Here is a 25912-nt window from a genome sequence, read left to right on the forward strand (position 1 = left end):
GACCACTAGGCAGGTATAGTGGTGCAAGTATAAGTTGAGAAGCGAAATTGACCATTCTTCTTCTTCCAGGATAGGGTTGCATTTTCGATAACTCACTAATTATCAAGGCAAAAATTTAGGAAGGGTTCGTAGCAGGAGATTGGGCGGCCCTTTACACGACTTCGCCGGCTGTGGGGCAAGCCACCCCCTTTCTTACTTAAGCAACGAAGTTTGAAACAGCAGTTTTTGCGTCCATGCGTGGAAAGTTTTGTCCAGTTGATGCCCAGCGTACTGTGGACGACCTATTGCGCGCAGGCCAATTCAGCGCGCGATAGATAAAGAGAGCTAAATAAATTGGCTAAAGCGGAGAAATGGTTTTTATTAAATTTTATAATAGACAAATATTAAAAAATACTTAAAAGGGGGAAGTTGCTGTTGCAGAAGTAGGTGCCAGGTATCCGGTACCTTGGGCTTATGCAGAGCCACAAGCAATTCGTCGACAAAGTCGTGCTGCGCTTCCAGTTGTCGGAGCGCGTGCCGAAGCAGAATCTCTATCGCCGGCTCGCCGAGCTGCTCGACTGGGACTTTCTCTATGCGCGGACCCAGGCCCTCTACAGCCACACGGGTCAGCCTTCACTCAACCCGGTCGTATTTTTCAAGCTGACGCTCGTCAGCCGCTTGGAAAATCTGGTCAGCGACCGGCGCCTGGTGGAGCACTGCAGCCTGCGACTCGATTGAGGTGGTCGGGTGCCAGAGGACACGGAGCTAAGGTAGGTTAAAGAGGTAATGGAGTTCGATTTCGAGCGGGGTGCAGTAGCCCAGCACGGAGTGCAGGCACTGCGTGTTGTAATAATGGTCAAGGTATTCGGCTAATTCGAGGCGGGCCTCTTCCAAGTCGGTGAAGCAGGCTCCACAATGGCCTGCGTGCGGTCCAGCAGGGCGGTAAATGCGTCGCTGGGGTACTGGCTGCCGCGGTCGGCGTGCACCAGCAAGCCCGGCGGAGGCTGGCAGATGGCTGCTCGGGTAAAGGCGGTCAGAATGTCCGATGCTTTACTTGCAATCGGCTCGGCAATTGAAAAGAGGTCACAGGTCACTTGATGCACTTCCATTGAAAGCTACCTTACCGCTTAATAGTCAGGCATTCTGGTTTTGGGCGCTTATCACTTATAATTTTAAAATAGCTTGTTCATTTGAACAAATTATCTTGTATCTTTGGGAGGTAGTCCCCTCCCCTGCCCCTGCTTTCCAGCCGGATATCACCGCCCAGCACCCGTGGGCCCTTCCCGGCCAGGCCGCTGAGCTGGTAGTCCTCGACTGCGCCCGCTGCGCCGAATTGATGCTCCACCGGCGCGGCCGTTTGACGGCTACTTATCCGCTGGTGCATGATTAGCTCGTTAGCTGCGGCGAGTGCGGCGCGCCGCAACCCGGGTGGGTTGAGAAACTTATTCCCATTCGCTTTTAGTCCTTTTCCGATGGCAATGCCCGACGAAATTCAGTGGCTCTACCGGCGTTATTATTCCGGTAACGTGGGGTTGGGAAGTCCCCGGCTGAGCTGCCCGGTTACTCCCTCGGACATTGAGTTGTCATTCACTGAAGCGCACATTGTGCTGACGCTGGCCCGCTGCCCGCGCGTGTTTAATCGCCGCCTCTCGGTTTCATTTCTTCCTCATTATGAGGCGTATCTGCTCGACGCGGCATTTCTGCTCCAGCTCGTGGGTGGGGCGGGCCAGGTGTGGCGGCGCATTTGTAGCCAGCCGGGCCTACCGCCCCACTGGCGCCCGCTCATCTACTACGAAAGCTTTCGGGACGGCTTTGTGGGCCGCCCCTGGGATTGGCCCGATAAGGAGCTGCCGGTACCCGACCCGGTCTACAATCTGCCGCCCGGCACCGACGAAACCATTCACGCCTGCCTCACCCCGCTCGAACCCAGCTAGCCGCCCCCCAATGGATTTTTCTGCCCCCCTCCCCCCGCCGGCGATTCTGGCTTATTTACTGAGCCAAGCCCCGGCCCTCGCGGGAGCCGACCACCTGGCTTGCCAGCAGGCCCGCGATTACCTGCTGGCCATCGGCACTTATTACCACCAGCCGCCGGCCGGCGCACTGGCTTACGGCGGCGAGGCCCGCCCGGCCTGCTCGGTCGCACCTGTCCTGGCTACCGCGCAGCACCCGGATGCGCTGGCGGTGCTGCGCATGCTCCAGACTGACCCGGTCAGCGCGAAGCTAACGGCCGGCTTTCAGCTGGCGGCGCGGCAGTCTGCCTTTCAGCAGGCCGCCGGCGTGCTGGCCTACGCGCAGCTGCTGCTCTCCGTGCTCGACCCCGGCCGGCTGGCCGCCGAGCGGGTAACGGCTTACCTCTCTCCATTCGCACGCTAATTCCTTTCCATTTTCTCACTTTATCCCTTTTTTCGCATGAATCACTTGATTACCACGCCCCTGACGCCGACCAAGGTTCGGTCGTACTTCCTGGCTCAGCTGCCCGCGGAGGAGCTGCCCGGCATCTTCTTCGAGGTGTCGAGCCAATCACTATTGCACAGCATTGCCGCGTACTTCTCCGGCACTGACTCCCGCCCCAGCTGTACCCTGGAAAATATCGTGGCCACCGTGCGCTATCCGCACATCGGCCACGTCCTGGCCATGCTCAGTACTGATTCCGAGTGCGCCACCTGGGTGCACCAACTGCAAACCGCGCTTTCCCGGCACGCCGTGCTGCAAGTAGCCGCCGTGACTTCGTTCATCGACATCATTCTCGGCTACATCCGGCCCGATGAGCAGGCGCAGCAGCGCGTGCATTCCTTCATCAGCGCCTTTGCCGCCTAATTTTTCCCCACTACCCGGTAGTTATGCGCTCCCTTCTCCTCGCTCTTCCCGCCGGCACGCCGGCCAGCTCCCCCTCGCTTGCGCAGCTGGTGGCGCAGCTTCGCGAGCACGACTACCGGGTAGTGGTGCTCGCGGTCCCGGCTGAGCCGGCGCTGCACCGACTCGCGGCCCACCTGGTATTCGCCGCTTGTGAGCAAGTCACGCCCACCGCCCGCCCGCAACCCGTTTTGGTCCGCTTCCGCGCCGCGCCTGGTCCGGCGGCCGCGCAGCAAGCCCCTACCATCGAGTTTACCAGTTTGCCCCCGCGCCTCCGCCAGGTCAGCGGCTGGCTGCGCCTGCTCGCCCAGCCGGGACTAGCCGGCGAGCTGTCCGCCGCTATTACGGTCCCGCCCGGCCCGCTGGCCGCGCCCCGGGCCACCCTCTACCGCTTTTGCCGGGTTACCCAGCGTGCGGCTGCCCGCCGGTGCTTAAATTTGGCAACCAATTCAAGCGCGCAATTTTAACTACCTGACTAGCAAGTGATAAATTTTAGCAAAGTGTCGTATTTGAACTAATCTGGCGCATTTGTTGCATTTAGTGCATTTAGAAAAGTACTTTATTATATTACTGGTTATGTTTATCCTCCTAGCGCTCCCGCCCATTTGCGGATGTCTCTTATTTCTGGGCCTCTTCACGGCCACGCGGGGGCCGCTGGTACGATTGCTGCTGTCGATTGTACTAGCCGGCTTCGTGGCTCCCCTGGCGACCATCCTGGCTCACCGGGTTTTGGCAGCCCTACCCGTACCGGTGCTGCTTGGGGTCACCACCGTGCTGTGCGCCTCCATTTTGTGGCGCCTGGTGCCGCGGCTGCCCGTACCCCGTAACCACGTTCGGGCGACCTGCTGGCTGCTGGTGCTGACGAGCTGCACGCTGATTACCGTACTACTGACTAGCGCTCGCCCGGCCGGCGTCGGGCTGCACTTGCCGCTGGGCCCTGGGCTGCTGCTCGTGGCTAGTCCCTTTCTGGTAGCTCACCTGCTGCTTGCTGTGTTGAGTCGTCAGCGTCCGGGGCGCTCCCTGACGGCAACCCAGCCGCTCGCTAGTTCCGGTCGTGGCCCTCAGGCGGCCCAGCCGGCGCGGCCGCTGCTGAATCGGCCCCTGGAACTGGTCGGGGTAACTGCGCCTAATTACCCGCTGGCGCCTTCCCTAACGGCGGGTCGTGGCCCGGCGGCGGCTTTTTCCTCTAATTAGGGGCCTGGCCTACTCGGTTGCGCGCGACTGGTTTCTCCCCACCGCCCGTTCGCATTCGTTGAAACGTATTCTACTTAGCAGAGGTGAGCGAATTTTCTACTATCGTTCGAATTATTCAACAGCGCCGCCTGAAAGGCAAGAAGCTGCTGATTGAGTTTGATGCTCCGGCTTCTCCCGGCACCGCGACGGGCAAGGAGCAGCGGCTTATCGCCCTGGTGACGGAAAAACCGGCTAAAACGGACCTGGAGCTGACCAAGGATTTGTACGGCGTGAACTCCGCCGCTAATCGGGCGGCCTTTCGCCAGCTGCGCGCGCGGGTCCAGGAAAAGCTACTGAACAACCTGCCGTTTCTAGACTATACGGACCAGCAGGGCTTCGTGGCGCGCCCTTTTGAGATAGAGTGCCGGACGCTGCTCTACCGGGCCTCCTTGCTTATTTCCGAAGGTGAAACCCGCTTTAGCGAGCGGTTGCTGCAACGCTGCTTGAAAAAGGCGCTGGCAGCGGAATTTACCGACCTGGCGGAGCAGGCCGTGACCCGGCTCTTGCTTTTGTACTCGGATGCAATCGGGTGGACGGCCTACGAGAAGGTGCTTCCCCAGGCGGTGGCCATCCGGCAGCAGCTGGCGGTCGAGCGCCGCTCGGACGAATTGTACAACCAGTTCCGGATGCTTGCGGAAGGCGGGGTCGCTCAAAAGCGGCAACTGCTTGCTGGTGCCCACGCGCTCATTGCGGAGCTGGCGGAGCTGCACGCGCAGCTCCAGTCCTATACTACCTTCTACAACCTCTACCGTGCCCAGCTTTCCTACGCGGAATACACGGGCTGCTACGAAGATGTGCTGAAAATAACGACGGACGCCCAGCAGCTTTTCGAGGTCGGGCAAATCAACCGCAAGCGCTTTGATTTGCGGTTCAGCTATTTCTGGATAGTCTACGCCCATTTACGCACCCAGCATATAACCGAAGGGCTGGAACTGGCCGAGCGCTACGCCTCCGCCTTTTTGATGACTTCCACCAACTGGTTTTTTTTCTACGAGCACTATTTACTCCTTGCCCTGCACGGCCGGCGCTACGACCTGGCGTACCACCTGCTTCAGCAGGTGTACAAGAATCCTTCCATGAAAAAAATAAGGCCGTCCGCGCTGGAGCGCTGGGAGTTGCTCTCGGCCTACACGCTGCTTATGCGTCCGGCCGACCCGCCGTTGCTCAAGCGCCGGGGCAGCCGGCTACCGCTTTCCGAGCTGACTATGCCCGAGTACAGCCGGGATAAAGCGGGCTACAACGTCTTTATTCTGGTGCACCAGGCGCTGGAGTTTTTGCGCGAGCGGCGGCTCGACGCGGTTACGCTGCGCTTGGAAAGCCTGCGCAAATACCAGCAGCGGCATTTGAAAGATTCGTCGCTGCTGCGCAGCCGCACGTTTCTGCGGCTGCTGCTGCTGCTACCGGAGGCCGAGTTTCAGGTGGCGCAGCTCACGCACCACGAACGCGTGCTTCAGCACCTGGAGACGCTGCGCCGCGCGCCTTTCATCGCCCCCGGCGCCACGGAAATTGAGATTGTGCCCTACGAGCACCTGTGGGAGCTTACCTTGGCCATTCTGCGCCAGGGCCCGCCGGTTTAAGCGGCCCCCGCTTCCCTAGTCATGCCAAAAGCAACTGCCCTTACCCTTCCGCCCCGGCCCGCCCTCCCGACGCTGGCCAATCTCCCCGAGGGGCGGGCGGGCCACTACGCCGAGGCGGGCCTGACCGGGTCCGTCAACACGCAGAAAGCCTACGCGTCCGACTTCCGGCAGTTTACGGCGTTCTGTGCTTCCCAAGCTACTGACCCCGTCCCAGCGGCCCCGGCAACCGTTGCCGCCTACTTGGCCCACCTGGCCGACGCGGGCCGCAAGTACGCCACGATTCAGCGGCACCTGGCCAGCATCTCCAAGGTGCATCAGCTGGCCGGTCACCCCTCCCCGGCTTCCCCCACCGTCACAACCGTACTCGAAGGCATTGCCCGCCTGAACTCGAAGCGTCAGAAGCAGGCGCCTGCCTTCACGGTCGAGGACCTGCGCACCTACCTGCGCGGCCTCGATTTGACCAAGCCCGCCGGCCTGCGCCTCCGGGCCCTGCTGCTGCTGGGCTTTACCGGGGCCTTTCGCCGCTCCGAGCTTTCCGCCCTTAATATCGAGGACCTGGTCTTCACGGCGAAATCCCTTAAGCTGCGCCTGCACCACAGCAAGACCAATCAGTTCGGGGAGGTCGAGGAGAAGGCTGTTTTTTACTCCCCCCAGCCTTTGTTTTGTCCGGTGCGGGCCGTGCAGGAGTGGCTGGCCATGCTGGCGCCGCGCACCAACGGCCCCCTGTTTGTGCGTCTAACGCGCGCCGGCAAGCTGCGCCCCACCCGGCTCTCGGACCACCGCATGAATGTGCTCGTGCAGGAAGCGTTTGGCCCTGATTTTACGGCGCACTCGCTGCGCGCTTCCTTTATCACCCAGGCCGTGCGCAATGGCCAGTCCAACAAGGCCATCAAGAACCAGACCAAGCAAAAGACCGACGCCATGATTGAGCGCTACGCCCGCCTCAATGACGTGGAGGAATTCAACGCCGCGCAGCACCTGGGCATATAACCGGGTACGCCCGGCCAGCCCCGGCGTACCTTTGCGGCACTCGCGTTTGGTACGTCCCCCAGCCACCGGCTACTCTGTAAAAAGAGAAGCCCCGGCTGTTGGCGCAGCCAGGGCTTCGAGAAGTGTGGGGGTTTTAGCAGAACCCTTTACTTCTGGTCAGATGGAAAGTAAAAAGGCGAAGCAGGAGTTTGATTTTAAAGTCAGGCTCCGAATGCCCCCTGAGCTGGTTAAGTGGCTCATCGGGGCCATCCTGATGGGGGGTGGGGCGTTATCGGCCGCCTCCCCCTGGATGCACTAGGTAGCTGGGGTCGTGCTGCTGGGTGCGCCCCCTGTTTAAGGGCTACTTACGCAGCAAAGGTACGGGGAGGTTACCCTATTCGGTACCCGCGCGCGGGGGGCGCTGCTACGTGCAGATAAGCACCACTGCGGTCTGCTCGCAGGCCAGACAGCGCCGCAATACTTCGCTGACGCGGTTGTCTGAATAAACGTCGAGCACCCGGTCCACGGTTTGCAGCGTGAGCTGGTTACAGGTAGTACAGTGAGCTAGCTCGGCTCCTTCGATTACTTCGAGGTCAGCCAGGGGCAGGGCAGGAGGGGTCATGGGGCTGGGGAAGTGCGTGCAAGATAGCTTACAGCTGGGCGTTGCTCCGGCGAGCGGTAGCCCGTAGGGCCGCCGCATTTTCCTCCTGCATTTTGATGACGTTGGGAAAAGAGGAAATGATGTTGTCAACTTCCTCGCGAATCAGTTGAAAATTCTGGTTAATGATTGCTTCCTCGGCGTTGGTCGCCCGCAGTTCCTGGCTGTCAATTCGCCGGTAGTTATCGTCCGCCGCCCGCCTGCGGCGTTCCAGCAGCGTACCCGAGGTGCCGGCCTGCGCCGCTTGGCTGGCCCGCACCCGGGCCTCGTTGTTTTTCTCAATCTGGATGCGCTCGCTTTCGGCATCCCCGTAGTCGTAGCGCGTCATCGGCTCGATGGGATACTTGCCGGGAGCTTCCGTTCGGACAATCGTGCCTTTGAAAAACGGCACGCTGGTTTCTACCGTCTGCCCGATGAACTCGCCTTGCTCCAGCGTAATTACATCCTGCGGCCGCACCAGGTTGCGCTCCTGTAGGCTTACGCTGTTGTTCTCGCTCATGCCTTGCCCCCCTTGCCGCCCTGGTTCTTGCCGCTGCTCACCGATACCATTTCCCGGTCTTCGCGGCCAATCATATCGGAGACGAATTTTGCCGTTTCCAGGCTGTTTACCTTGCCAAAGAACTGATTGTTCAGATTACTAATCAGCACTTTCATTTTCTCCGGCCCGTAGGCATCCGTCATCTGGGCCATGTCCTGCGTCATGTAAATCATGGCCACTTTATTGCTGCGGGCCGTGGCCGGAATCACCTCCAGCCCGGGCACGTAGATGGTAGCCGCCTCGTCGAGAAATACGTAGCTGGGGTGCTTTCCCTGCTGATTCATCAGCTTGAGCGCCGTGGCCACCACGCACGCGATGACGGGCGAAAACGTCGTTTTCAGGGTCGGGTTGTTGCCGATGGTGAGCAGCTTGGGGGCCAGCGGGTCATTTAGATTTAAGCTGAAGCCCTCGCCCCGCTCCTCATCGGGCGTGAGCACCCAGGCAATGTTAGGGGTGTTGATGCGCACTAGTGCGATTTGCAGCGAGGCCACCACGGCCGCTACCTGCTTCTCCGCTTTCTGCTCGACGGCCACGATGAGCGACTGCGCCATGCCGGCGGCCTGCGGGTCGGCTTTGAGCATGCTCAGCACGGCCGAAAGGTCTTCGTAGAGGGCCGTGGCCACCACGTGGGGAATGGTGCAGAACTGCGGGTAGTTATTGCGGTAAAACCAGATAATCGAGGTCAGGTAGGCATAGGCCGATTTTTCAAAGAAATCATCGCCGCCTTTGGCACTCGTCCCCAGGTTGGAGATGATGGTTTGGGCATATTCCATTGCGTAGGAAATGTCCGGCATATCCTGGGGCCGGAAGGGGTTCACCTTCTCGGTGCGCGTCATGTCGGTAAAGTTGATGATGTGGTGCCGCAAGGGCTGCGGCTCCGGCGCGCCGAGCGCCCGCGCTTTGGCCACCGCCTGCGCGTGCAGCTGCTTTACAGTTGGTTCGGCCAGAATCAACGCTTTTTGCGCGGCTGCGGCCAGGACCGGGAATTTAAAGTCGTAGATGAGGCCGCACCGCCCTTTCATGGCGAACTGCTCGACGAGTGGCTCCCCAATGGAAAAGCTTTTACCGGCGCCGGCGCCGCCCAGCACCAGCGTGCCCCGGTCCGGGTTCGGCACGTTGATAAAGCCGCCGTCGTCGGTGCGCAGATTAAAGCTCCAGGGCGTCTCGTGCAGCTTGCGCTCGGTGTGCAGTCCAAAGGCCGCCGTCTTGAGCGCGCCCCGCATCATGCCCGCCAGGAAACCCATGAAGAGTAATGCGCCCCCGCTGGCTGGATAGTAGGTTGCCAGCTGCTCAACGCGCAGGTGGTGCACGAACAGCAGCACCAGCGACGCCGGCACCATCAGCACGCTGAGGCCGTAAACCAGCTTCTTAATCTGCGCGGGGTTGGCCTTCCGCCGCTTTACGCCCACCTTTTCTTTGGGCGGGCCCTGGGCAAAAACCAGAACGATGGCCACCAGGACCAGGACGCCGCGTAACGGTAGACCCGCTACGCGATAGACCGCGCGGGCTTTGGCCTCGGCGTCCCCCTTCAGGTCGTCCATCCGGGTGCCAAACCCTGCGGCGGCCCCGGCCATGCTGGCGTGGCTCGAGTCCGCCCCTGGCTCGCCAGCTTTGCTTTTACTAGCCTTGGCTAGATGCTTAGCCTTCGGCCCCGGCCCGTGGACTTTTGGGGACCCTTGCGCGACGACCGGGGGAGCCGGGGTCGTCAGCACATAATATTCGCCGCCTAGTAGGGCAGCGAGGAATAAGAGCAGGTACAGCCCGGCATTAGAACTGCCCGGGCGCTGCGCGGTTGGGGTAATGGGCATAAATGAAAATTAAAAGTTTGTTCTTTTGAACAAACTTAATTATAAGTATGCTTAGTCCCCGAAATCAGAAAAGAGCCGGTCTGTTTCTATGGACAGACCGGCTCTTTTCATCTCCTGTTCAGCTCGACAACTCGCTACTTATTTTCGTAAGGATTAAGTAAAAGTGAGTAATTAGTTTCGGCCGCTCGGGCAGGTGGGACACTCCGGCGAGGGGTTGTCCGGAAACCGCTGCTCGGTATCCTTGCTCCAGATTTCGGTGCGCGGGGCCAGGGCTTCCGCCTGGAACTGCTGGGCTACTTCCGTAGCCGAAGGCGTGGTAGTCTTCATCAGGGATTGCGTGAAAAAATTACGCTAGTAGGAAAACCGTCCGCTCGCTCCTGGCGGTTTTTTTCCCGGCGTTGGGATGGGGATTGAAAAGAAGTAGAAGAATTAATTACCGTCATTTAACGCGTTCGGAACGCTCGGCGTGGAGCGCTCAATGTCTTTGCTCCAGATTTCGGTACGCGGGTCCAGGACCTCGCAGTGGAATTGTTGGGCCACGTTAGTAGCCGAGGGAGTTTGGGTTGGGTTCATGGGTTTTGAAAAAACGGGATGGTGAGAAAACCCGGCTGCCTGCCCCCGTGTAAGCGCGCGGCCGGTATCCCCAAGCCAGCCTAGCTGGCCCTGGTTACGGGGCGCCTGCGCGCCCGCAAAACCCTGCCTGCTGCCTTACGCAGCAACCACCCGTAGACTGCGAGTACGGTTAGTGCTTGGCCCGGCAGGTCGGCAAGGGTTAGGGTGCCCTGGAAGAGCTTGGAAACTATCGTGTGGCCGAGCGCCGGCAGCTGCGGCAGCACTTGCCGGCTGTGGTAGAGCGCGTAGGCGAGTAGGGTTAGCAGCAGGCTTGTATTCAGCAGGCCGTACAGCAGCACCCAGGCGCGGCGGTCACGCAGACGCTCGGCCAAGGGCCTGGCCCACGCGCGGCGCAGGCCCGCCCGGGAGAGCAGCGTCCGGCGCAGGTCCCTCGCCCGGCTTAACAGGTTTGGCGTATGGCTCAGGTCCGACAGTACCCAGTAGCCGTCGTGTTGCAGAAACGGATTAAGCTGCCACGCGGCCGAGATGGCTACTGCTTCGGCCACCAGCAGTACGTCGGCCTGGTGCAGCAGCAGGCCTGCCCCCGCCAGGCCACCGGCGTAGAGCAGTTGACTGAAGATTCCCCCCAGGTTGGCGACGAGGCGCGCGTGAGGGGCGGCCTGCCAGATTCCGGTTATGTCGGCGTAGAGGAGCGGAAAGAAATAGTACACCCCTACCCCAATGCCCCCGTGCCTCGCGCCGGCGCGCCGGCAGGCGGCGATGTGCCCCAGCTCGTGCACCGGTACCGAGAAGTAAAAAAGCGCGACGGCCCCGGCCGTAGTCGGTACGGTGTTCGGCACCGGCTCGACCTGCACCAGGGTCAGCAAGGCCAGGCTTAGCCCGGTGAGCACCGGCCAGAACACGGCCGGGTGATAGAGCTTCGTTAGCGGGCTGGCCAGCCAGCCGGCCACCCTGGTCGGAATGAGTTCGAGGCGGTGGTGCAGCGGGCCGGTAATTGCGGCGCGGGCGGGCTCTTCATCGAGGGCCAGTACCTGGTACCCGCCTAACTGCCGCCCCAGCAGTCCTTCGAACTCGGGTTGGCTCAGCGTGGCTTCGAAACGGGAATTAAATTGCTGCCGCGCCGCCGCTAGCGTTGGGGCCCCGTCGAGCAGGTACAGCAGGTCTACCGTTGCCTGATTAAGCAACAAATCGTGGCCGCTGGGGCAATGAAGCACCCATTGCCGCGCGGAATAGCGCGTGAGCTGCGGCGGGCTTGCCAGTAAGCTTGTCGTGCTCATGGCGTCTTAGGCGGCTAGCTGGGGGTGGGACGCACGCAGCTGGGCCGCGCTGACTTCCTCCGCGATTTGGCGCTGCTGCCGCTGATTTTCGCTGAGCTGGCGGCTGGCATAGGTGCCGAGCATTTGGATGCCCAGCCGGGCGGCTTGCTGCTGTACGTTTGCGTAAAGCTCGGCCGCCCGCCGGAGCAGCCTGGTCGCGGTACCGGTCGTAAAGAGCAGTCGGCCCAGCAGCGGGTTGTCGAACTCGCCAATGGCCAACCCTTCCTCGTGCAAGCTCAGGCGCAATTGGTCATACACGTAAGTGTACTGGCCCTGGCTGAGGTCCTTCGTAAAATCCAGTACGTCGTCCTCATACTGAACGGCTAAATGAAAGTCTCGCAGCGCGGCTAGGATGTCCACCGTGGCCCCGGCGTCGGTAGCCAGTCCCTCTAGAGCATACACCAACGCTCCGCAAACGGCCGACTTGCCGGCCGCCAGCTCTTCGTATGCTTCCTGAGTCCACGCGCGCCAGCTCCCGACCAGCTGCTTCTCGCGCTTGTTGGCCCGCGCATACTCCACTTTGCACTTATCCAAGTTATCCCAAAACGAGTGGGTTCCAGGAAAGAGGGTGGCTAGGCCGCGCACGGCCCGCTCGTACAGGGAAAAGTACAAAAAAATTACCTCTACCTCTTCCTCAGTTGCCGCCCGGGTTTCCCCGTCGAGTAGGTCGTCGAGAAACAGCAGCGTGCGAAAATAGAGGTAGGAACTCACCACCAGCTCCTGTAAGCTAGCCTCCTCAACCCCGCGAAACGCTACCGATAATCCGTGGGGCAGCTCTAGATAAAAGCGGTGATTGCGCAGTTGCGTTGGGTCCGCAAGGCGCGCCCTGAGCGCTTCGCTTACGGGCAGATTGGCAAAGAGTGAAGCGATGGATTCCATGAGACCGGATAAAGTTTGTGCAAAATACGTTCATTTGGACGAACTTTGTCTTTATCCCAGAATTATTTCTTTTACCCTGCTTCACGGTCAATCGGCTCATCGCGGCCGTGAAACCCACCGGTACCCCTCCACTTCTGCCCTTAGGCGTTTTTACCTCGCCTTGCTACCCCTTGCCGGGCTTTACTGGCGGTGACTGCGCAGAAACGAAGCGGCCTCTTTGTGGGCGTCGCTGCCCCGCTCACTGCTTTTGAGCACCACCTGGTAGTAGCGCTTGGCCAAGGCCTCGTCCTGGTCGGCAACTGCCAACTGGGCCAGGTTTTGATTGGCGAATAAATAGTACCCCCCTGGGTATGCCCGGCCGACTCCGAAAAAACGATGCAGCGTTGGTAGTAATTGCGGGCCTCTGCGGCATTGTTGTGCCGGTGCTGCATGAGCCAGCCCAGGATATAGGTGGCGGCGCGCCCGGTCTGGGCCTCGTACCCGGGCAGGCCTTGGGTAATCTTATTGACCATGCTGCGGCAACTGGTTTCGCAGGCGGCAAAGTTGCCTTCCGCAAAACTGAGCTTGGCGTAATCTCGCTCGAAGCGACTGTTATCCGGGTATTCGGCGTTCATGCGCTCGGCGATGCGCAGGGCAGTTGCAGTTTTCTTTTCCCGCTCATCACTGTAGATGAGTAGTAGAAACGCGTTGGCCTCGGGCCCGGTATAGGTTGCATTTTGCCCCACCGTCCGCAGCTGCGTTAACCCCTGGAGGCGGTTGCCGCGTGGGAAGAAGAACAGGATGGGGCGTAGCCACGGGTACTGCTCGCCTATCCACACCGCGTAGTAGTTAAACAGGCCTTCGCCAAATAGGAACTCGACACTTAAATCGTTTGCTTGCCGACTCTTGGCCAGGAATTCGAGCGCTTTTTTGCTGTTTACCGTCGCCTGGCGCCAGTCGTGCCGCTCCGAGTGAAAGCGGGCTTTGAAGCCGTAGGCCGCTGATAAGAAAAAGCTGGCCTCATAGTTCGCATTGTCGGCCCTATAGAGGGCAGTTGCCTTGGCTTCCGCCGTATCCATGTAAGCCAGAAAGAGCTTATCGTACCGCGTATCCTCCAAATTACTAGGCATCATCTTCCACCAGGTAGCTAGCCCGAGTAGAAAATAGGCCATCGGGTGCGCCGGGTAGCGCCGGCGCAGCGAGCGAAACTGCTTCTCTGCCTTATCGAACTTAAAATTATAGAGGTTGTGAACCGCCCCGCCCAGCTCTATCTCAATATCCTTATTGGTGAGCAGCCAGCCTTTGGTATCCACGGCCTGGGGACCCACCTGCACCGTGTCGAGCTTGATGGCGCTCATGACGGGTATCCGAGTCGAGTCTTTACCCTGGGCGTGGGCGTCGCTGGCTGCCACCAGCCAAAACAGGGCGACCGCTAGAAAGGGCTGAAATATCGGGTAGTTACTGAATAAACGCTTCATGACGTGGAAAATTTAGTAATTATCGAAGAAAAAGTTTCAAATTAATTCTAAAAAAGTTCGTTCAATTAGGGCAAAAAAAAGGAGCTAATATTCCCGTTCTCCACGCTTGCGCTCCTCCCCTATTTCCTGCACGTGACTGCGCTGGGGAATGTTTTTATTCGCGGAATTTACGACCTGCAACACTGCTTTAAACTGCCGTGTCGCTACCAGTGGTTTTTCAAGCTGCCCGGTTTGCAGATACTGGTGCGGTTTCTCCACCGGGCGGCCGTCCGCTGCTCGTCTGGCGACAAAGCTAAGGTTGCGGTAGAAACTCTTATCGAATTCCCGCTTCCTCGCAATCTCTACTACCTGTTCTGGGTCAAGTCGATTACTCGACCCGAGCAGGCTATTTATATGCCCAACCCGTGCCGTCAGCTTGGCCTCGCGCTTCGCCTGCTGCGCGGCTGTCGCGATGGGGGTAGGCATTTTCCCCCGCCCAGTGGGGGCCTGTTGCTCCTCCCCTTTACCAAACGATTTGTCGAACGTCTCCTGCACCTGTCCTTGCCAATCCTGCATATTAAAGCGCCGCTTTTGCCCCTGCGGATTGAGCGTAAGCTTCTGCTGAGCATCCCGGGCGCTTACGAGTATGTGCACGTGCGTTTGGTACCCTTCTTTTTTCTCCCCCTCCTTTTTTTCCCCGGCCTGTACCTGGGGGTCGTCGCCCCGATAGCTTCGACTGTGGTGGATAGTAGCTGCCCACACTAAGTCTTTACTTGCCAGCTCGCGCCCATCCTTGAGCTTGAAATTTGCCGCGTACTGCTCCATTGCCTGGCGGGTAAAGTCCTTCAACTTGCCCTCATCATTACCAATTCTGGCTAGCTCCGCCTCACTGGGACTCAATACCAAGGAGTAGAATTTAACGTCAGTCTCCTTCAAGCCTTTCACGTTTGTGTCGATGCTGACCCGCACCTGGTCCGCCGTTAAAGCATCCGTAGCGGCCCCAAAAAAGGACGCTTCTTTGTCCTGTCCTTTGCTTTCCTGTACTAAATAATTCAGGGTTCGGGCCGCGCTGCCGGTATTCTGGTAGACATTTTTACCGTGCGTTTGCGGGTTAATTATCTTGGAATGCATGCTGTTCTGGCGCTGAATGGCGTACACGTATTCTTACTTTCCCTGCCTCGCTGGCCCTGATTCTTTCAGCGCAGCTAACGCCGTTTTCACCTTTTCTTCCACCCGCGCCTTGCTGCGCTGACGCCCGGCTTCGAGAAATTTCTCGTCCCCGTAAAGCTTGACCAACGACTGTAAACTAAAGTCTACGCCCTCTTCCTGGAGCGCGCGGGTGCGCACCAATTCCTCCAGCAGGGGCAGTAGTACCCCGCGCTCCTGCTCCTGCATAAAGCCAAATAACCGATTTCCCAGCTTGCGGATTTCCAATACCAGGACTTCGGCCGGCCGGGTCATTTCAACCTGCGGATTCAGCCCCCGGCTCGCAAAATACGCCACGGCTGCTGTGCAAAACTCACCTATTTTAATATCATGGTTTTTTGCTACCCTAGTGGCTTCCTTATGCACGTCCAGGGGTATGCTGATGTTCTTTTTAAGACTACTCATGGGGTAAAGTTACTGAGCAACTACTGAACCAATTTTCAGCACTGATTTACTAAAAATATAAAAACTTTTGCTCATTATCAGAATCTTAGCTATAAAAAAACATAAAAAAACAGCTCTGCTGTTTTAAAAAACTTATTTACAGGCAGTTAAGCCTGTAAATAAGTTTCTCTTCTTGCTAACTAAAGTTAGCCGCTATCGCGCCACCTGAGACTAGCCTACACTGCCCCCGGATTTGGTACTACACTGCCCCCCTCCGGGCACTACACGGCCCCTGCGCTTAAGGCACAAGTCCCCCCACTGCCCCGGCAGTTCCCGGTAGTGCATCCGCTAGCACTCCCTGCACCCTTCCCCCCAGAACTGTACGCTGGGAGGTGGGGAAAAAGGGTAGAGAACGCCACTGGGGGTAATCATATTGCGACAATGCGATAAGACGACAACGCAACAACGCGACAATGCGACAAGATGATAACGCGACAAGGCGACACGTACACAAGTTTACTCTGCGCAGTATTTAGATTCTACCCGCTCACTGGTCCCCGAGCCCCGGAGCGCACGCATTCATTTATAGTGTATACAAGTATACACTGCCTGAACGCGACAATATTTATTATGTATTTTGATTACTGTAGTAACTGCGCAAATACTACAGTAGTTATAGTACCAGCTCATACAACGCGTTAAGTATACAGTGATAAGTTGCGCATTGTATAGTTAACGCGTAGTAGATTAATCGCATCGTCTTTTAGTAGCTTTGTATTGAATGCGACAAAATATGTTTGCTACAAGTAGGAGTAAGTACTAGAAGCTTTGTATGTTTGTCGTATTGTAGATTATCAGTATGTTCTACTCGTCGCATCATACATTTAGCGCATTGTATACTGACAAGCCTTCTGCCGGCACATTCCCGGCTAGTTGCCAGAAGCTAATTTTTTCACTCAACCGTTTACCATGAAAACCATTTCGATTGCTAACCAAAAGGGGGGCGCTGGCAAAACCACGCTGCTCGTGGTCCTTGCCACTGCCTTAGCCGTTAATTACGGGTATCGCGTATTGGTCATTGATGGTGACCCCCAGCAATCCATCACGAAGCTGCGCGCTAGTGATGAACCCGCTTTAGCAGGGGAACGTGAATTTCTGAGCGACCCGACGCTGGACTTTCCGTACCCAGTAGTCAGTCAGGAGCTGGCGGCCATCCCGGATTACCTGGCCCAGGTCGAGGAGGCATTTGACATCACGTTCATCGACTTACCTGGCCGCGCGGACAGCTCCCTGCTCAATGATGTGCTGGCCTCCTCGGAAGTCGTGCTCGTTCCCATGCAGGCCACGTTTTTGGACCAGCAAGCCACGCTAGACTTTCTCGCCATCCTCCACGTGCTGGCTGAGTACTGCAAAAAGGAAAACCTGGAATTTCAGCCCTTTGGGGTCACCTCGCGCAAAACCGCCAGTCGCGAAGAAAAGGAAATGAATGAGTTCGCGGACGCCGCTGGCCTCGCTCGTTTCGCTTCGACGCTGGGCAACCGGGTAGCCTATACGCGCCTGTCAAGCCTATTTAGCTTTCTCGACCTGGACTACCTCAAGCGAATTGATGCGAAACCCAGCATCGAGCAGGAAGTGCGCGCCATGTGTGATGAACTCGTGGCCAAAGCAAATCTTTCCCCCGCCACTGTTCCCGCTACCGTATGACTCCCCCTAAGCCCAGACGCCCACTGCCCAATAAGATGGTGCACCTCCAGGCGCAAGCCGCAATGCGCGGGACGTTAAACGGGGATGCGGCGGCTCGTGAGCTGGAGCAGCTAGCCACCCAGGACGCCCCTCCTGCCGCCCCGTTGCCGGAGGATGCTCCCTTACCCGCCGCTAGCCCCACGGCCCCCCGCCTGAGCAGCCGATTCACCAGCACGCCCCGGTTCCTGCCCCGGCCGCAGCAGAACCCCCTGCTTCCCCCAGCCCGACAATCGCGGCGCCTTCCCCCGCCAGTTCGGCCGCCCCTAAACGCTCCCCCCGTGGCAGCTCGAAAACTTCCGCTCAGGCTCAGGCGGCTAATTCCCCCGAATCAGCGCCTGCCCCCGGTATTTCCACGCGTCTATCCCATGAGGATAACCGCGAAATTAAGTCCGCATTGTATCACTTCTTTCTGGTTCATAATGAATCGACTACCACGCAGGCGTTTCTCAGTGAAGCGCTAAAGCACTACCTGGCCCACCTGCGCAAGATTGGCAAGCTCCCGCCCAAATAGTAGGGCACTGCCGGCGCGGCACGTTCGGTCCCAGTAGGCCGTACCCGCCCGCTTAAAAAAGCTCCTCCTAACTAGGGGAGCTTTTTTTGGGGACATGGTTAAAAGTTTTAAAATAGTTTGTCCTATTGAACATATCTTGCACCACCTACTCGTTGCTGAATTCCGAGTGCCCATCCAGTCCTAAGCACCGTAGTTGATATGGCCTCCCGCCGCGCTACCACCCGTCATGCCTCCCACGGGCGCATCCTGCTTCGCCTCCCCTGGTACCTGGTCCTAGGGCTAGCCGCCCTCGCCGCGCTGCTCACTTTCGCCGGGCTGTACTGCTTGCCCCGCACAGCTTCGCTGCATTTGTGGCCCCTGCGCGCCGGGCAGTTGCTGCTCCCACCGCCCCTACTACTTTCGGCCACTGGGGCCTCCCTGTGGCTCCTTTTTGGGGTCATTGGCGCTATTCAAAGCTGGCGGCACCGGCAGCTGCGCCGCCAGTTGGTACGCCGTGCTACCAACCTGGCTGCTATCCAGGCGCTCTCCTGGCAGCAATTCGAGCTGCTCATTGGCCAGCTCTACCGCCAGCACGGGTACTACGTCACGGAAATGGGCTTAGGTGGTGCTGATGGCGGGATAGACCTCGTGGCTCAGAAGTGGGGGAGTGGGGAGAAAGTAATCGTGCAGTGCAAGCACTACCGCGCTACAGCCGTGGGCGTGCCCGTCGTGCGCGAACTCTACGGCCTGCTGTACCACCACCAGGCCACCTCCGCTGCCCAAGCCTTTGCCCAGAGCAAGCCTCTCACGCTGATTGGCGCGGACCAATTGCTAGGCGCTCTCCACGCCGGCCGGCGCGCCGCCGCCTGACCCGTTTCTTCTCCATTTATCCTTTGCAGGCCATGCTCAAGCATTTCTTTAGGCGCGCCGTCCCCGTAGCGCCTCGCTCCCTTGCAGCCGCTGCCGCCGCCCCGGCGCCGCTGCCCCCTGTCCCTGCCGTCCCGCTGTGGCCGGACAAGTACCCGCCCCGGTTAACCAACGCGCCGGTCTACTTCGACTGCTCGTTTCACCTGCGCTTGGCGCGCGCCTACCACGACCACTGGGCCTCGGAATCCTCCCTGCTGGCCACCCCCACGAACCCGGTATCAATCTGGGTCCGCAACCAACGCGATGAGTTGGTGGCCCACCACGTCTTTACCAGCGCCCCAATTGACTTAGGCCTCCCCTGGTGGCCGGGCATTTACAGCGTGCAGGTTGAGCACCCCGACTTTCGCGAGGTGCTGTGCGCGGTCAAGCAGGGGCCGTGGTGCCCGCCCATGCCGCCGCTCGACCTGCTGGCGCCCCTCCACGGCGCCACCTACCCCCCCGCGCCCTGCGCCAGCCTATCGGCCGGCGCCAGCCCGGTTGACGTGGATACCAGTGCCCAGCTTGTCAGCTAATTGCTTTATAATTCTCGGTTGCAAAACCGAATTCATTGCCCCGATTATCGCGGGCACAAAAAATTCACTCGCTGCGCGCGGATACCCGGTGGCGCGTTGGCCAGCGCATTCATTTTTACGCCCAGGTTCGCCAGCCCGGCAACCTCAGCCGTTTACCGGGGTCCTGATTCACTGGACCGCCTGCTACTATGGCCCCGGCTCACCGGACGCCTAAGCAGCCGCTATTTGGCAGCCAGCCCCTGGGCAGCCCCGCCGCGCTCGATGGCCGTGGCTTGGTAGCCTGGCTTGAGCGTCGAGATGTGCAGGTTGGTGAGCTGCCGGTCCGCGACGACCCGGTTTGGCACCGTAAAGAGCGGCACTATCGGCAGCTGGTCGCGCAGCATTACCTGCACCTTACGCAGGAGCCGTGTTTGCGTAGCCGGCGTTGCGGCCAGGGCCAGCGCTTTGAGCAGCCGGTCCGCTGCCGGCGTGGCGAAGCGGGTAATGTTTCCCGCGCCAATACCCTGCCCGGAGAAAATGGGGGTAAGGTCAAACCGGAAGGGATTACCCTTCTGAAGCTGCACGTAGACGTCAAAGTCACCCTGCTGAAATGCCGTGGTCAAGGACGAGGCCTCCGTGGCCCGCAGCTGCACGTCCACGCCGATGCTGCGGGCGGCCTGCGCAAATTGCAGCGCCACGATTTCATAGGTTGGGTCGGCGGCGCGGTAGCGGAGCGCCAGGTGCAGGGGCACGCCGGCGCGCTGCCAGCCGGTCGCCGTGCGCTGCCACCCGGCCTGGCGGAGGCGTTGCTGCGCGGCCGCCAGGCTATAGGGCAACAGGGGAAGGCTATCATTGTAGCCCGCGCCCAGGTTGGGAGAAAACATGCCGGTGGTTCGCCGGCCTAAGCCAAGCTGCGTGGCTTGCAGCAGGGCCGGGGTGTTAAACAGCAAACTCAAGGCATGGCGCGTGGCCGAATCCGCCAGCGCGGGGCGACTGCAATTGAATCCGGCCACTAACACGTCATACGAGAGGGCAGTGTAGAAGCGCAGCTGCGCGCTGGCCCCCGGCGTGTGCTGGAGGCGGTCGAAGGTGCGGGCCGGCATATTGGGATATATATCCACGTCGCCGCGCCGTAAGGCCAGCGTGGCCGACGCGTCCTCCGGGAGCACTTCGTAGCGCAGCTGATGCGGGGTGGCCGTCAGTACCAGGGGGCGCTCGGGCAGCGCGTCGGCCCACCACTGGGTCTTCCGCGTAAACACAAGCTGCCGGCCGCTTTCCCAGGTGCTCAACCGGTAGGGGCCACTGCCGGGCAAATGCTCCGGGTGGTGCCCCAACTGGGCGGCTTCGTAGCGTTGGCCCACCTGCTCGAGTACGGCGCGGGCCGGCGCAGCCGGCCGGCGCAGCTGCGCCAGCGAGAAAACCCGCAGGCTCCCCTTGGGGTCGAGGTAGGCTTCCGGCAGAATCAGAAAATCGCCCAGTGCCGTCTCAAAGCTGGGGTCGCTGCCCCGGCACACGAACGTAATCCGGCGCGGGTCGGCCGGGTCGGGCTCGACATCCTTCACAAAATCGACTGCCAGCCGGGTTGACTCGGCGGGCACCCGTGGGCAGAGCATAAGCCGCATCGTAAAGGCCACGTCGCTCGCCAGCACCGGCCGCCCGTTGTCCCAACGGGCCTGGGGGCGAATCTGAAACGAAATCAACGTCAGCGAATCCCCGCGTGAGCGGCGAGTGGGCAGCGCCTGGGCCAGCTGCGGCTCGGTGCGGCACTTTTCGAGGTCGATTGCCAGCAGGCTCTGACTGATTAAATTTAATCCCTCCAGCGCCGCCTGGTTCGGCTGCTGAAACGGGTCGAGGGATTCCGGGTCGCGCGCCCAGCGAATACGCACCGGCTGGTCGGCTACGGAGGTTGCGCGTTGCTGGCAGCTAGTAGCCAGGCAAGTAAGCGCCATAAGTACTTTCGGAAAAGGACGAAAACGGCTCACTTGGAAATAGCAGGCCCCCGCTTGCTCGGGGGAAATGAGTAAAATAACTATTCAAGATACTGTGGAAAATCCAATTTAAGCCCCCAGATTCTCCTCCGCTATCAACTGGACCGTTTTCCTCCGCAACTAGTTGGCGTTGGGCCGCTGGGTCAGCACGTAACCCAGACCCGTCCGGTGTACCTACCACTCCCCGTACTTCTCCTCCAGCTCCAGCACATCGACCTGCGCCCGAATTTCCGACAAGCTCCGGCCCAAAGCGGATGCGAGCGCCGCCAGGGTCTCGCCGGCGCAGTAGCCCTAGGTGAGTTGAAAATCCTCGGCGGGCGTCCACGGCCGGCGGGCGGGCTTGGTGGGTGACGGGGCGGGCGCCATCAGCACCGTGCCGCCGCGGCCGTAGTAAGGCAGAATGGGCGGCTGCGCCGTAAAGCCGGCCGGGCGGCTCAACTCCGGCAAGTGCAGACGGAACTTGGCGCGGGTGAGCGCCACGTAGAGCAGGTTGATTTCCTCGTTGAGGCGGGCCAGCTCGCCCGCCCCGATGCCGGACTCCGCCACCAGGGCGCCCCACTCCTCGACTTTCTCGCGCGTGACAAAATCGCTCGTTAGCTGCACCTCGTCATACTCCAGGCCCTTGCACCGGTGCACCGTCGAAAAATACACCTGGGCCCGGTGGCGCTCACCGTCGCTGACCTGCCGGCGCTTCAGCTCCTTAATCAGGTCAATGACACTGTTGCCGTAGTCTTCCACAATGCTAATCAGCATGAGCAGCTGGGCGTCCTCCGTTTGCCGCGCGTAGTTCAGCAGCTCGTCCAGATTGGCCATCTTCCGAATCAAGGGGTCCTTGATGGCGGCCGACCGGCCGTTGTAGAGGTGCAGCACGTCGTAGAGACTGGCGCCCTCGTCGGCGTAGGTGTACGAGTTGATGTTGCCCTCAAAGTAAAGCCGCTGTACCTGGTTCTCGCCGGAGATGTACTCGATGGCCTTGAGCAGCAGGGCCAGGTTGCTGCGGCCGATGACCGCCTTGGTCGTGGTGGCCGTGCTCGTGCCCAGCCCGCTCAATTCGACGGGGGCATGCGCCCCCAGGGCCGCTTTGTAGTCGAGCACCTGGGTGGCCAGCGTGGCCACTTCCACCCCGAAGCGAAAGCTGGTGGTGAGCGGGTAGGAGGGAAAATCGGCCCGGTCGAGCGAGTTGATGGCGTGCCGCCAGGCGTAAATTTGCTGATGGGCATCTCCGACCATAATTTTTGTGGCGCGCTGCTCGAGAAAGAGCGCCAGCATGGGCCCGGAGGCGTCCTGGGCCTCGTCGAAGAGGATGTAATCGTAGGTGAGCTGCGGCCCTTTGAGCTGAAATTTCTTGAGGTAGAAATCGTGGGTAATCTCAATCTCGGCGGATTCCATGCGGGCCAGCAGGCGCCGGCAGCCGCGCTCGATGGCCGCGTAGTGCCGCTCGACGAACACCTTGGCGGCCGCTTCCCACACGATATCGCGGTAATTCAACTCCGATACCTTGGCCTTGTCGCTGTTGCAGAAGTAGGTCAGGAACTTGTTGATGTGGCTGGCCAGCACGTACTCCTCGTGGCCCTCCTGGCTGGACGGCAGGCCCAGCACGTCCACCAGCTCGTGCGACTTGTAGCTGCCGGCTTGCAGCACGCGGTAGCGGCTGTTCTTCACGACGTGGGCGTAGGCCAGCGAGTGGGCCGTCTCAACCTGCACGTTATGGAGGCCCTGCGCCGCGAAGCGGGTGCGGGCCTCCAGTTTCACGGTGCGGTTGAACGCCAGGTAGAGGCCGCGCGCGGTGGCGGGCTGGGCCCGGGCGTACTCGATGAGCGTGGTCGTCTTGCCGGAGCCGGCCACGGCGTTGATTTTGATGTCGCCGGTGCTTGCCACAATCGCGGCTTGCTCGGGGGTAATGTTCATGACCGGGGTAGGAGTGGGCCTAGACGCGGGTGCTCGCGATGACCCGGTTGACTTCGTGCAGCTCGCCGGCGCCGAGAAACTTAGGGGCGATTTTCAGCTTCTTCAGGCCGAAGGTGCGCACCAGAAACTTTATATCGTACTCGGCATCGTCGGCCTTTTGAAACTTGCGGTTCAGGCAGTGCTGCACGAAGGCGAACGCCTTCAGCTCAAGCAGGCTCTGGGGAGTCGCCCGACCGGTTTTATTACCGGCCTCGGCTTTCCACACGGCGGCGAAGAACTGGTGGCCGTTGGCGTTGATGTAGTCCACGTTGGCGGCCTCGTCGTGCAGAAACATCTCGCGGGTCCCGGGGTCGTTGATGAGGTAATCCACGTCCTCCGTATGGCGCGAAGAGCCCAGCTGCGCCAACGCGTGGCCGCCAATCAGCAGCCCGGTGCGCGTGGCCTGAGGGGCGGGCAAAGTAGTATTCATGGGCTGAAAGTGGTTTACTCAAAGATACGAAGAAAAGCCAATTAAGGCATATTGCGTTAAGGCAGATTTTGAAATAAAGTCTCCGGCTCCGGATACGCCACGTAGCCCCCGGTCAGGAGTACTTCGGCCAGCTGCGGGCAGTCGCAAAAGGAGATAGCGTAGCGCTGCGCCACGAGCTGCGGCCACTGGCGCTCGCGCCGGCTCATGCCCAGCCACTGGGCCACGGCCAGCCGCAGCGCCGGGTGCTGCTGAAAGTGCTGGGCTAGCCCCTGGCTCAGGTCGGCCACCGTCACCTGGTCCAGGCACGGATTCTGACGAATGTAGGCCGCTAGCGCGGCGCGGGTGGTGGGAACTGCCATTGCGGAAAAGGCCAGCGGCCGTAAAAAAGTAACTAAATCGGGGCTGCCCACGCCCCGAAGGGGCGTTAGTGCACGCTGGCTATCACTTTCTTAATCTCGCTGAGCTGCCCGGCGGTTACGAATTTGGCAACTAGCTTCACACTCGTCAAGCCGAAAGTGCGCACCAGGAACTTTATATCGAACTCGGCATCGTCGGCCTTTTGAAACTTGCGGTTCAGGCAATGCTGCACGAAGGAAAAGGCTTTCAATTCGAGTAGGCTTTGCGGCGTGGCGACCCCGCTCCGGTTGCCAGCTTCGGCTTTCCACACGGCGGCGAAGAACTGGTGGCCGTTGGCGTTGATGTAGTCCACGTTGGCGGCCTCGTCGTGCAGGAAGTCGGCCGGGCTGCTCAGGTCGCTTACCAGGTAGTCCGTGTCGTTGGTAATGCGGGTTGAACCTAACGCGACAAGGGCCTGACCCCCGATTAAGAGGCGGGGTGCTTGGCGGGTGGCGGCGGTGGCGGGGGCGTTCATAGCAGGCTGAGCTTTAACGTGTTATCTATACAAATATACGCAAAAGCAGAACCTAAGATGCTAGTTTTCAGTTATTTAACACTGTTTATTTACAAAGTTGAATATTTTCTCCCCACTGCCCCAGTAATCCCTTCTTCGGGGGCGGGGGGAGGGGAGGAGCAAACCGGGTGATAGAAGGTCGCCTGGCTCAGCCGCTCCCGCGGGTCATGCGCCTGCTGGAGCAGCTGGAACACCTCGTCGGCCACCTGGGCCGTGCGCGCCGCCGCCTGCTGGGTGGCCAGGCAGTCGCGCAGCTCCTGCCCGAAGGTGGGGGCGGTGTGCACGGTGTGCTCCAGCAGGATGCTGGCCGTGCCGGCATCCAGCAGAACTAAGTGCAATTCCGCCCCCGGGTTACGCAGCCAGGCCTGCGCCGCGGCCCCCGGTATGCGCAGCAGATTCAGGCCCGCCTCCACCAGCCACTCGCCCACGCTGAGCAGCAGCAGGGGAAAGCCGGCCAGGGGCTCGACCCAGCCATATTGCAGGGTACCGGCCCGGAGCTGGGCCACGGGCGCGGCCGCCGGCTGCGGCAGGAACAAGTTCAGCACGAGCCGCCCGGCTTGGAAGTCTACCCGGGGGTATACAACCACGGCCGGTAACCGCGAGGGCTGGCAGTAGGCCAGGGTAAACGACGGGCTATCCAGGGGCTGGCCGCTGGGTAGTTGCTCGGGGAACCTAGGCGCGCTGCTCATCGAGGGGATTTTCAGGATATTCCGTCGAGTCCTGATTATCAAATGAGAACCCCTCCTCGTCACGCAGGTCATGGGCCTGCCCCAACACCAGCTCCGCCGGGCTCGGGGGTAATCCGGTATCCAGTCGGTACTCGTGGCGTCCAGGCCCTGGCTAGCCGTTGCGCGCTCGAAATCGGCCTGCCACTTGTCGAGGGTACGGTCCATCGCCTCCCGGTCGGCCCCGCTCAGCGGCACGAGCATCAGCGCCGACAGGGGCGCGCGCTCCGCGCCCTCGAACCAGGAAGCCAGTACCTGGCCGTCGCACCAGGAAAAGGCGCGGATGGGGGCCGAGATATAGTCCGGCCCGGTGCGCAGCCGCACCACCGAGCCCACCGTAAAGCCCGCCTGGGCTGCCAGCGACACGATTGCCTCATCAGTAGGCAGATTTAGACCTCTCATGGCTAAAGTGATTAAGTGATTAAAAAGGCAGGGTATCTGAATCAGGAGCGAGGACAGGCGGGTAGGGGTCCGGCTGGCACGCCGTCAGGATGGCGACCAGGCGCCGGCCCTTACGCCGGTAGCAGCGCTGGAGGGGCGACGGGCGGCCCCCGGCCCGCCTCACCGCCCGCAGGCACCGGTGCACGTAGGCCGCGTGGCGGAAGAGCAGGTAGCTCGCGGCGTAGGCCAGGTCAGGGTGCATGGCAGGCTCGGCTAGAAGAGGGGGTTGGCTTCCCACGCGGCCAGTTCGGCCGCCGTGATAGTGGGCCGCGGCGCCTGCTCATCCGCCGGGTCGAAGCGGTCGGCGATTACTTCGCTGCTGTCCAAATCCAGGTCGAGGTACATGGCGCGGGGGGGAGCGGCTGGCGCAGTGGACGGTCAGTGCGTCGCGAGCTTCTGACTACTTAACGC

General features: G+C 60.4%; 27 protein-coding genes. 10 read left to right on the forward strand and 17 right to left on the reverse strand.

What is annotated here, in order from left to right:
- Positions 1-453 precede the first annotated feature (453 nt).
- Positions 454-717 (forward strand): transposase, encoded by a 264-nt coding sequence (locus GKZ68_RS20660; RefSeq protein ID WP_173118699.1) that lies wholly within the window; start codon positions 454-456, stop codon positions 715-717.
- 131 nt (positions 718-848) lie between these two features.
- Here GKZ68_RS20660 and GKZ68_RS20665 read toward each other — a convergent pair whose 3' ends face one another.
- Positions 849-1088 carry a hypothetical protein gene (locus GKZ68_RS20665; protein ID WP_173118701.1) on the reverse strand — a complete coding sequence of 80 codons (240 nt, stop codon included), beginning with the start codon at positions 1086-1088 and terminating at the stop codon, positions 849-851.
- A gap of 369 nt (positions 1089-1457) precedes the next feature.
- Here GKZ68_RS20665 and GKZ68_RS20670 point away from each other — a divergent pair, with 369 nt between their 5' ends.
- From GKZ68_RS20670 to GKZ68_RS20695, 6 genes are all read left to right on the forward strand, one after another.
- Positions 1458-1913 carry a hypothetical protein gene (locus tag GKZ68_RS20670; RefSeq protein WP_173118703.1) on the forward strand — a complete coding sequence of 152 codons (456 nt, stop codon included), beginning with the start codon at positions 1458-1460 and terminating at the stop codon, positions 1911-1913.
- A 10-nt stretch (positions 1914-1923) separates the two neighbouring features.
- On the forward strand, positions 1924-2352 hold the full coding sequence (locus GKZ68_RS20675; protein ID WP_173118705.1) for a hypothetical protein: 429 nt from the start codon (positions 1924-1926) through the stop codon (positions 2350-2352).
- 36 nt (positions 2353-2388) lie between these two features.
- Positions 2389-2796 (forward strand): hypothetical protein, encoded by a 408-nt coding sequence (locus GKZ68_RS20680; RefSeq protein ID WP_173118707.1) that lies wholly within the window; start codon positions 2389-2391, stop codon positions 2794-2796.
- Between the two features lie 23 nt (positions 2797-2819).
- The gene (locus GKZ68_RS20685; RefSeq protein ID WP_173118709.1) at positions 2820-3299 is read left to right on the forward strand and encodes a hypothetical protein; all 480 of its coding nucleotides are present in this window, start codon (positions 2820-2822) and stop codon (positions 3297-3299) included.
- 810 nt (positions 3300-4109) lie between these two features.
- Positions 4110-5642: a hypothetical protein gene (locus GKZ68_RS20690; RefSeq protein ID WP_173118711.1), complete on the forward strand. Its 1533-nt coding sequence runs from the start codon at positions 4110-4112 to the stop codon at positions 5640-5642.
- 21 nt (positions 5643-5663) lie between these two features.
- On the forward strand, positions 5664-6632 hold the full coding sequence (locus tag GKZ68_RS20695; RefSeq protein WP_173118713.1) for a tyrosine-type recombinase/integrase: 969 nt from the start codon (positions 5664-5666) through the stop codon (positions 6630-6632).
- Positions 6633-7035: 403 nt separating this feature from the next.
- On the opposite strand, the gene GKZ68_RS20700 is transcribed toward GKZ68_RS20695, so the two are convergent.
- The 9 genes from GKZ68_RS20700 to GKZ68_RS20740 all read right to left on the reverse strand — a co-directional run bounded on the left by GKZ68_RS20700 (position 7036) and on the right by GKZ68_RS20740 (position 15430).
- Entirely contained in the window at positions 7036-7233 is a 198-nt protein-coding gene (locus GKZ68_RS20700; protein WP_173118715.1) for a hypothetical protein, read from the reverse strand.
- A gap of 28 nt (positions 7234-7261) precedes the next feature.
- Entirely contained in the window at positions 7262-7768 is a 507-nt protein-coding gene (locus GKZ68_RS20705) for a hypothetical protein (protein WP_173118717.1), read from the reverse strand.
- Complete coding sequence (locus GKZ68_RS20710; RefSeq protein WP_173118719.1) at positions 7765-9261, reverse strand: TraM recognition domain-containing protein; 1497 nt, start codon at positions 9259-9261, stop codon at positions 7765-7767. The genes GKZ68_RS20705 and GKZ68_RS20710 overlap by 4 nt, the downstream gene beginning before the upstream one ends.
- 525 nt (positions 9262-9786) lie before the next feature.
- Positions 9787-9942, reverse strand: a complete 156-nt coding sequence (locus tag GKZ68_RS20715) for a hypothetical protein (protein WP_173118720.1) — start codon at positions 9940-9942, stop codon at positions 9787-9789.
- Between the two features lie 326 nt (positions 9943-10268).
- Complete coding sequence (locus GKZ68_RS20720; protein ID WP_173118722.1) at positions 10269-11402, reverse strand: hypothetical protein; 1134 nt, start codon at positions 11400-11402, stop codon at positions 10269-10271.
- A gap of 69 nt (positions 11403-11471) precedes the next feature.
- Positions 11472-12383, reverse strand: a complete 912-nt coding sequence (locus GKZ68_RS20725; protein WP_173118724.1) for a hypothetical protein — start codon at positions 12381-12383, stop codon at positions 11472-11474.
- A gap of 140 nt (positions 12384-12523) precedes the next feature.
- Positions 12524-13840, reverse strand: a complete 1317-nt coding sequence (locus GKZ68_RS20730; RefSeq protein ID WP_173118726.1) for a tol-pal system protein YbgF — start codon at positions 13838-13840, stop codon at positions 12524-12526.
- A gap of 84 nt (positions 13841-13924) precedes the next feature.
- Positions 13925-14977, reverse strand: coding sequence for a DUF5712 family protein (locus tag GKZ68_RS20735; protein ID WP_173118728.1), 1053 nt, complete (start codon positions 14975-14977; stop codon positions 13925-13927).
- A gap of 6 nt (positions 14978-14983) precedes the next feature.
- Positions 14984-15430, reverse strand: coding sequence for a BfmA/BtgA family mobilization protein (locus GKZ68_RS20740; RefSeq protein WP_173118730.1), 447 nt, complete (start codon positions 15428-15430; stop codon positions 14984-14986).
- 948 nt (positions 15431-16378) lie between these two features.
- Here GKZ68_RS20740 and GKZ68_RS20745 point away from each other — a divergent pair.
- The 3 genes from GKZ68_RS20745 to GKZ68_RS20755 all read left to right on the forward strand — a co-directional run bounded on the left by GKZ68_RS20745 (position 16379) and on the right by GKZ68_RS20755 (position 19081).
- A complete protein-coding gene (locus tag GKZ68_RS20745) occupies positions 16379-17113 on the forward strand; it encodes a ParA family protein (RefSeq protein ID WP_173118732.1) in 735 nt (244 codons plus the stop codon).
- A 748-nt stretch (positions 17114-17861) separates the two neighbouring features.
- On the forward strand, positions 17862-18512 hold the full coding sequence (locus GKZ68_RS20750) for a restriction endonuclease (RefSeq protein ID WP_173118734.1): 651 nt from the start codon (positions 17862-17864) through the stop codon (positions 18510-18512).
- A gap of 32 nt (positions 18513-18544) precedes the next feature.
- A complete protein-coding gene (locus tag GKZ68_RS20755) occupies positions 18545-19081 on the forward strand; it encodes a hypothetical protein (RefSeq protein WP_173118736.1) in 537 nt (178 codons plus the stop codon).
- Positions 19082-19302: 221 nt separating this feature from the next.
- Here GKZ68_RS20755 and GKZ68_RS20760 read toward each other — a convergent pair whose 3' ends face one another.
- From GKZ68_RS20760 to GKZ68_RS22475, 7 genes are all read right to left on the reverse strand, one after another.
- Positions 19303-21009 (reverse strand): ABC transporter substrate-binding protein, encoded by a 1707-nt coding sequence (locus GKZ68_RS20760; RefSeq protein WP_173118738.1) that lies wholly within the window; start codon positions 21007-21009, stop codon positions 19303-19305.
- A gap of 330 nt (positions 21010-21339) precedes the next feature.
- On the reverse strand, positions 21340-22956 hold the full coding sequence (locus GKZ68_RS20765; protein ID WP_173118740.1) for a 3'-5' exonuclease: 1617 nt from the start codon (positions 22954-22956) through the stop codon (positions 21340-21342).
- Between the two features lie 19 nt (positions 22957-22975).
- Positions 22976-23425 (reverse strand): hypothetical protein, encoded by a 450-nt coding sequence (locus tag GKZ68_RS20770; RefSeq protein ID WP_173118742.1) that lies wholly within the window; start codon positions 23423-23425, stop codon positions 22976-22978.
- A 56-nt stretch (positions 23426-23481) separates the two neighbouring features.
- Positions 23482-23784 (reverse strand): hypothetical protein, encoded by a 303-nt coding sequence (locus GKZ68_RS20775; RefSeq protein WP_173118744.1) that lies wholly within the window; start codon positions 23782-23784, stop codon positions 23482-23484.
- Positions 23785-23849: 65 nt separating this feature from the next.
- Complete coding sequence (locus GKZ68_RS20780) at positions 23850-24296, reverse strand: hypothetical protein (protein WP_173118746.1); 447 nt, start codon at positions 24294-24296, stop codon at positions 23850-23852.
- Positions 24297-24385: 89 nt separating this feature from the next.
- The gene (locus GKZ68_RS20785; RefSeq protein ID WP_173118748.1) at positions 24386-25462 is read right to left on the reverse strand and encodes a hypothetical protein; all 1077 of its coding nucleotides are present in this window, start codon (positions 25460-25462) and stop codon (positions 24386-24388) included.
- 252 nt (positions 25463-25714) lie between these two features.
- On the reverse strand, positions 25715-25846 hold the full coding sequence (locus GKZ68_RS22475; protein ID WP_302052024.1) for a hypothetical protein: 132 nt from the start codon (positions 25844-25846) through the stop codon (positions 25715-25717).
- Positions 25847-25912 lie beyond the last annotated feature (66 nt).

The organism is Hymenobacter sp. BRD128, assembly GCF_013256625.1.
Classification (GTDB): domain Bacteria; phylum Bacteroidota; class Bacteroidia; order Cytophagales; family Hymenobacteraceae; genus Hymenobacter.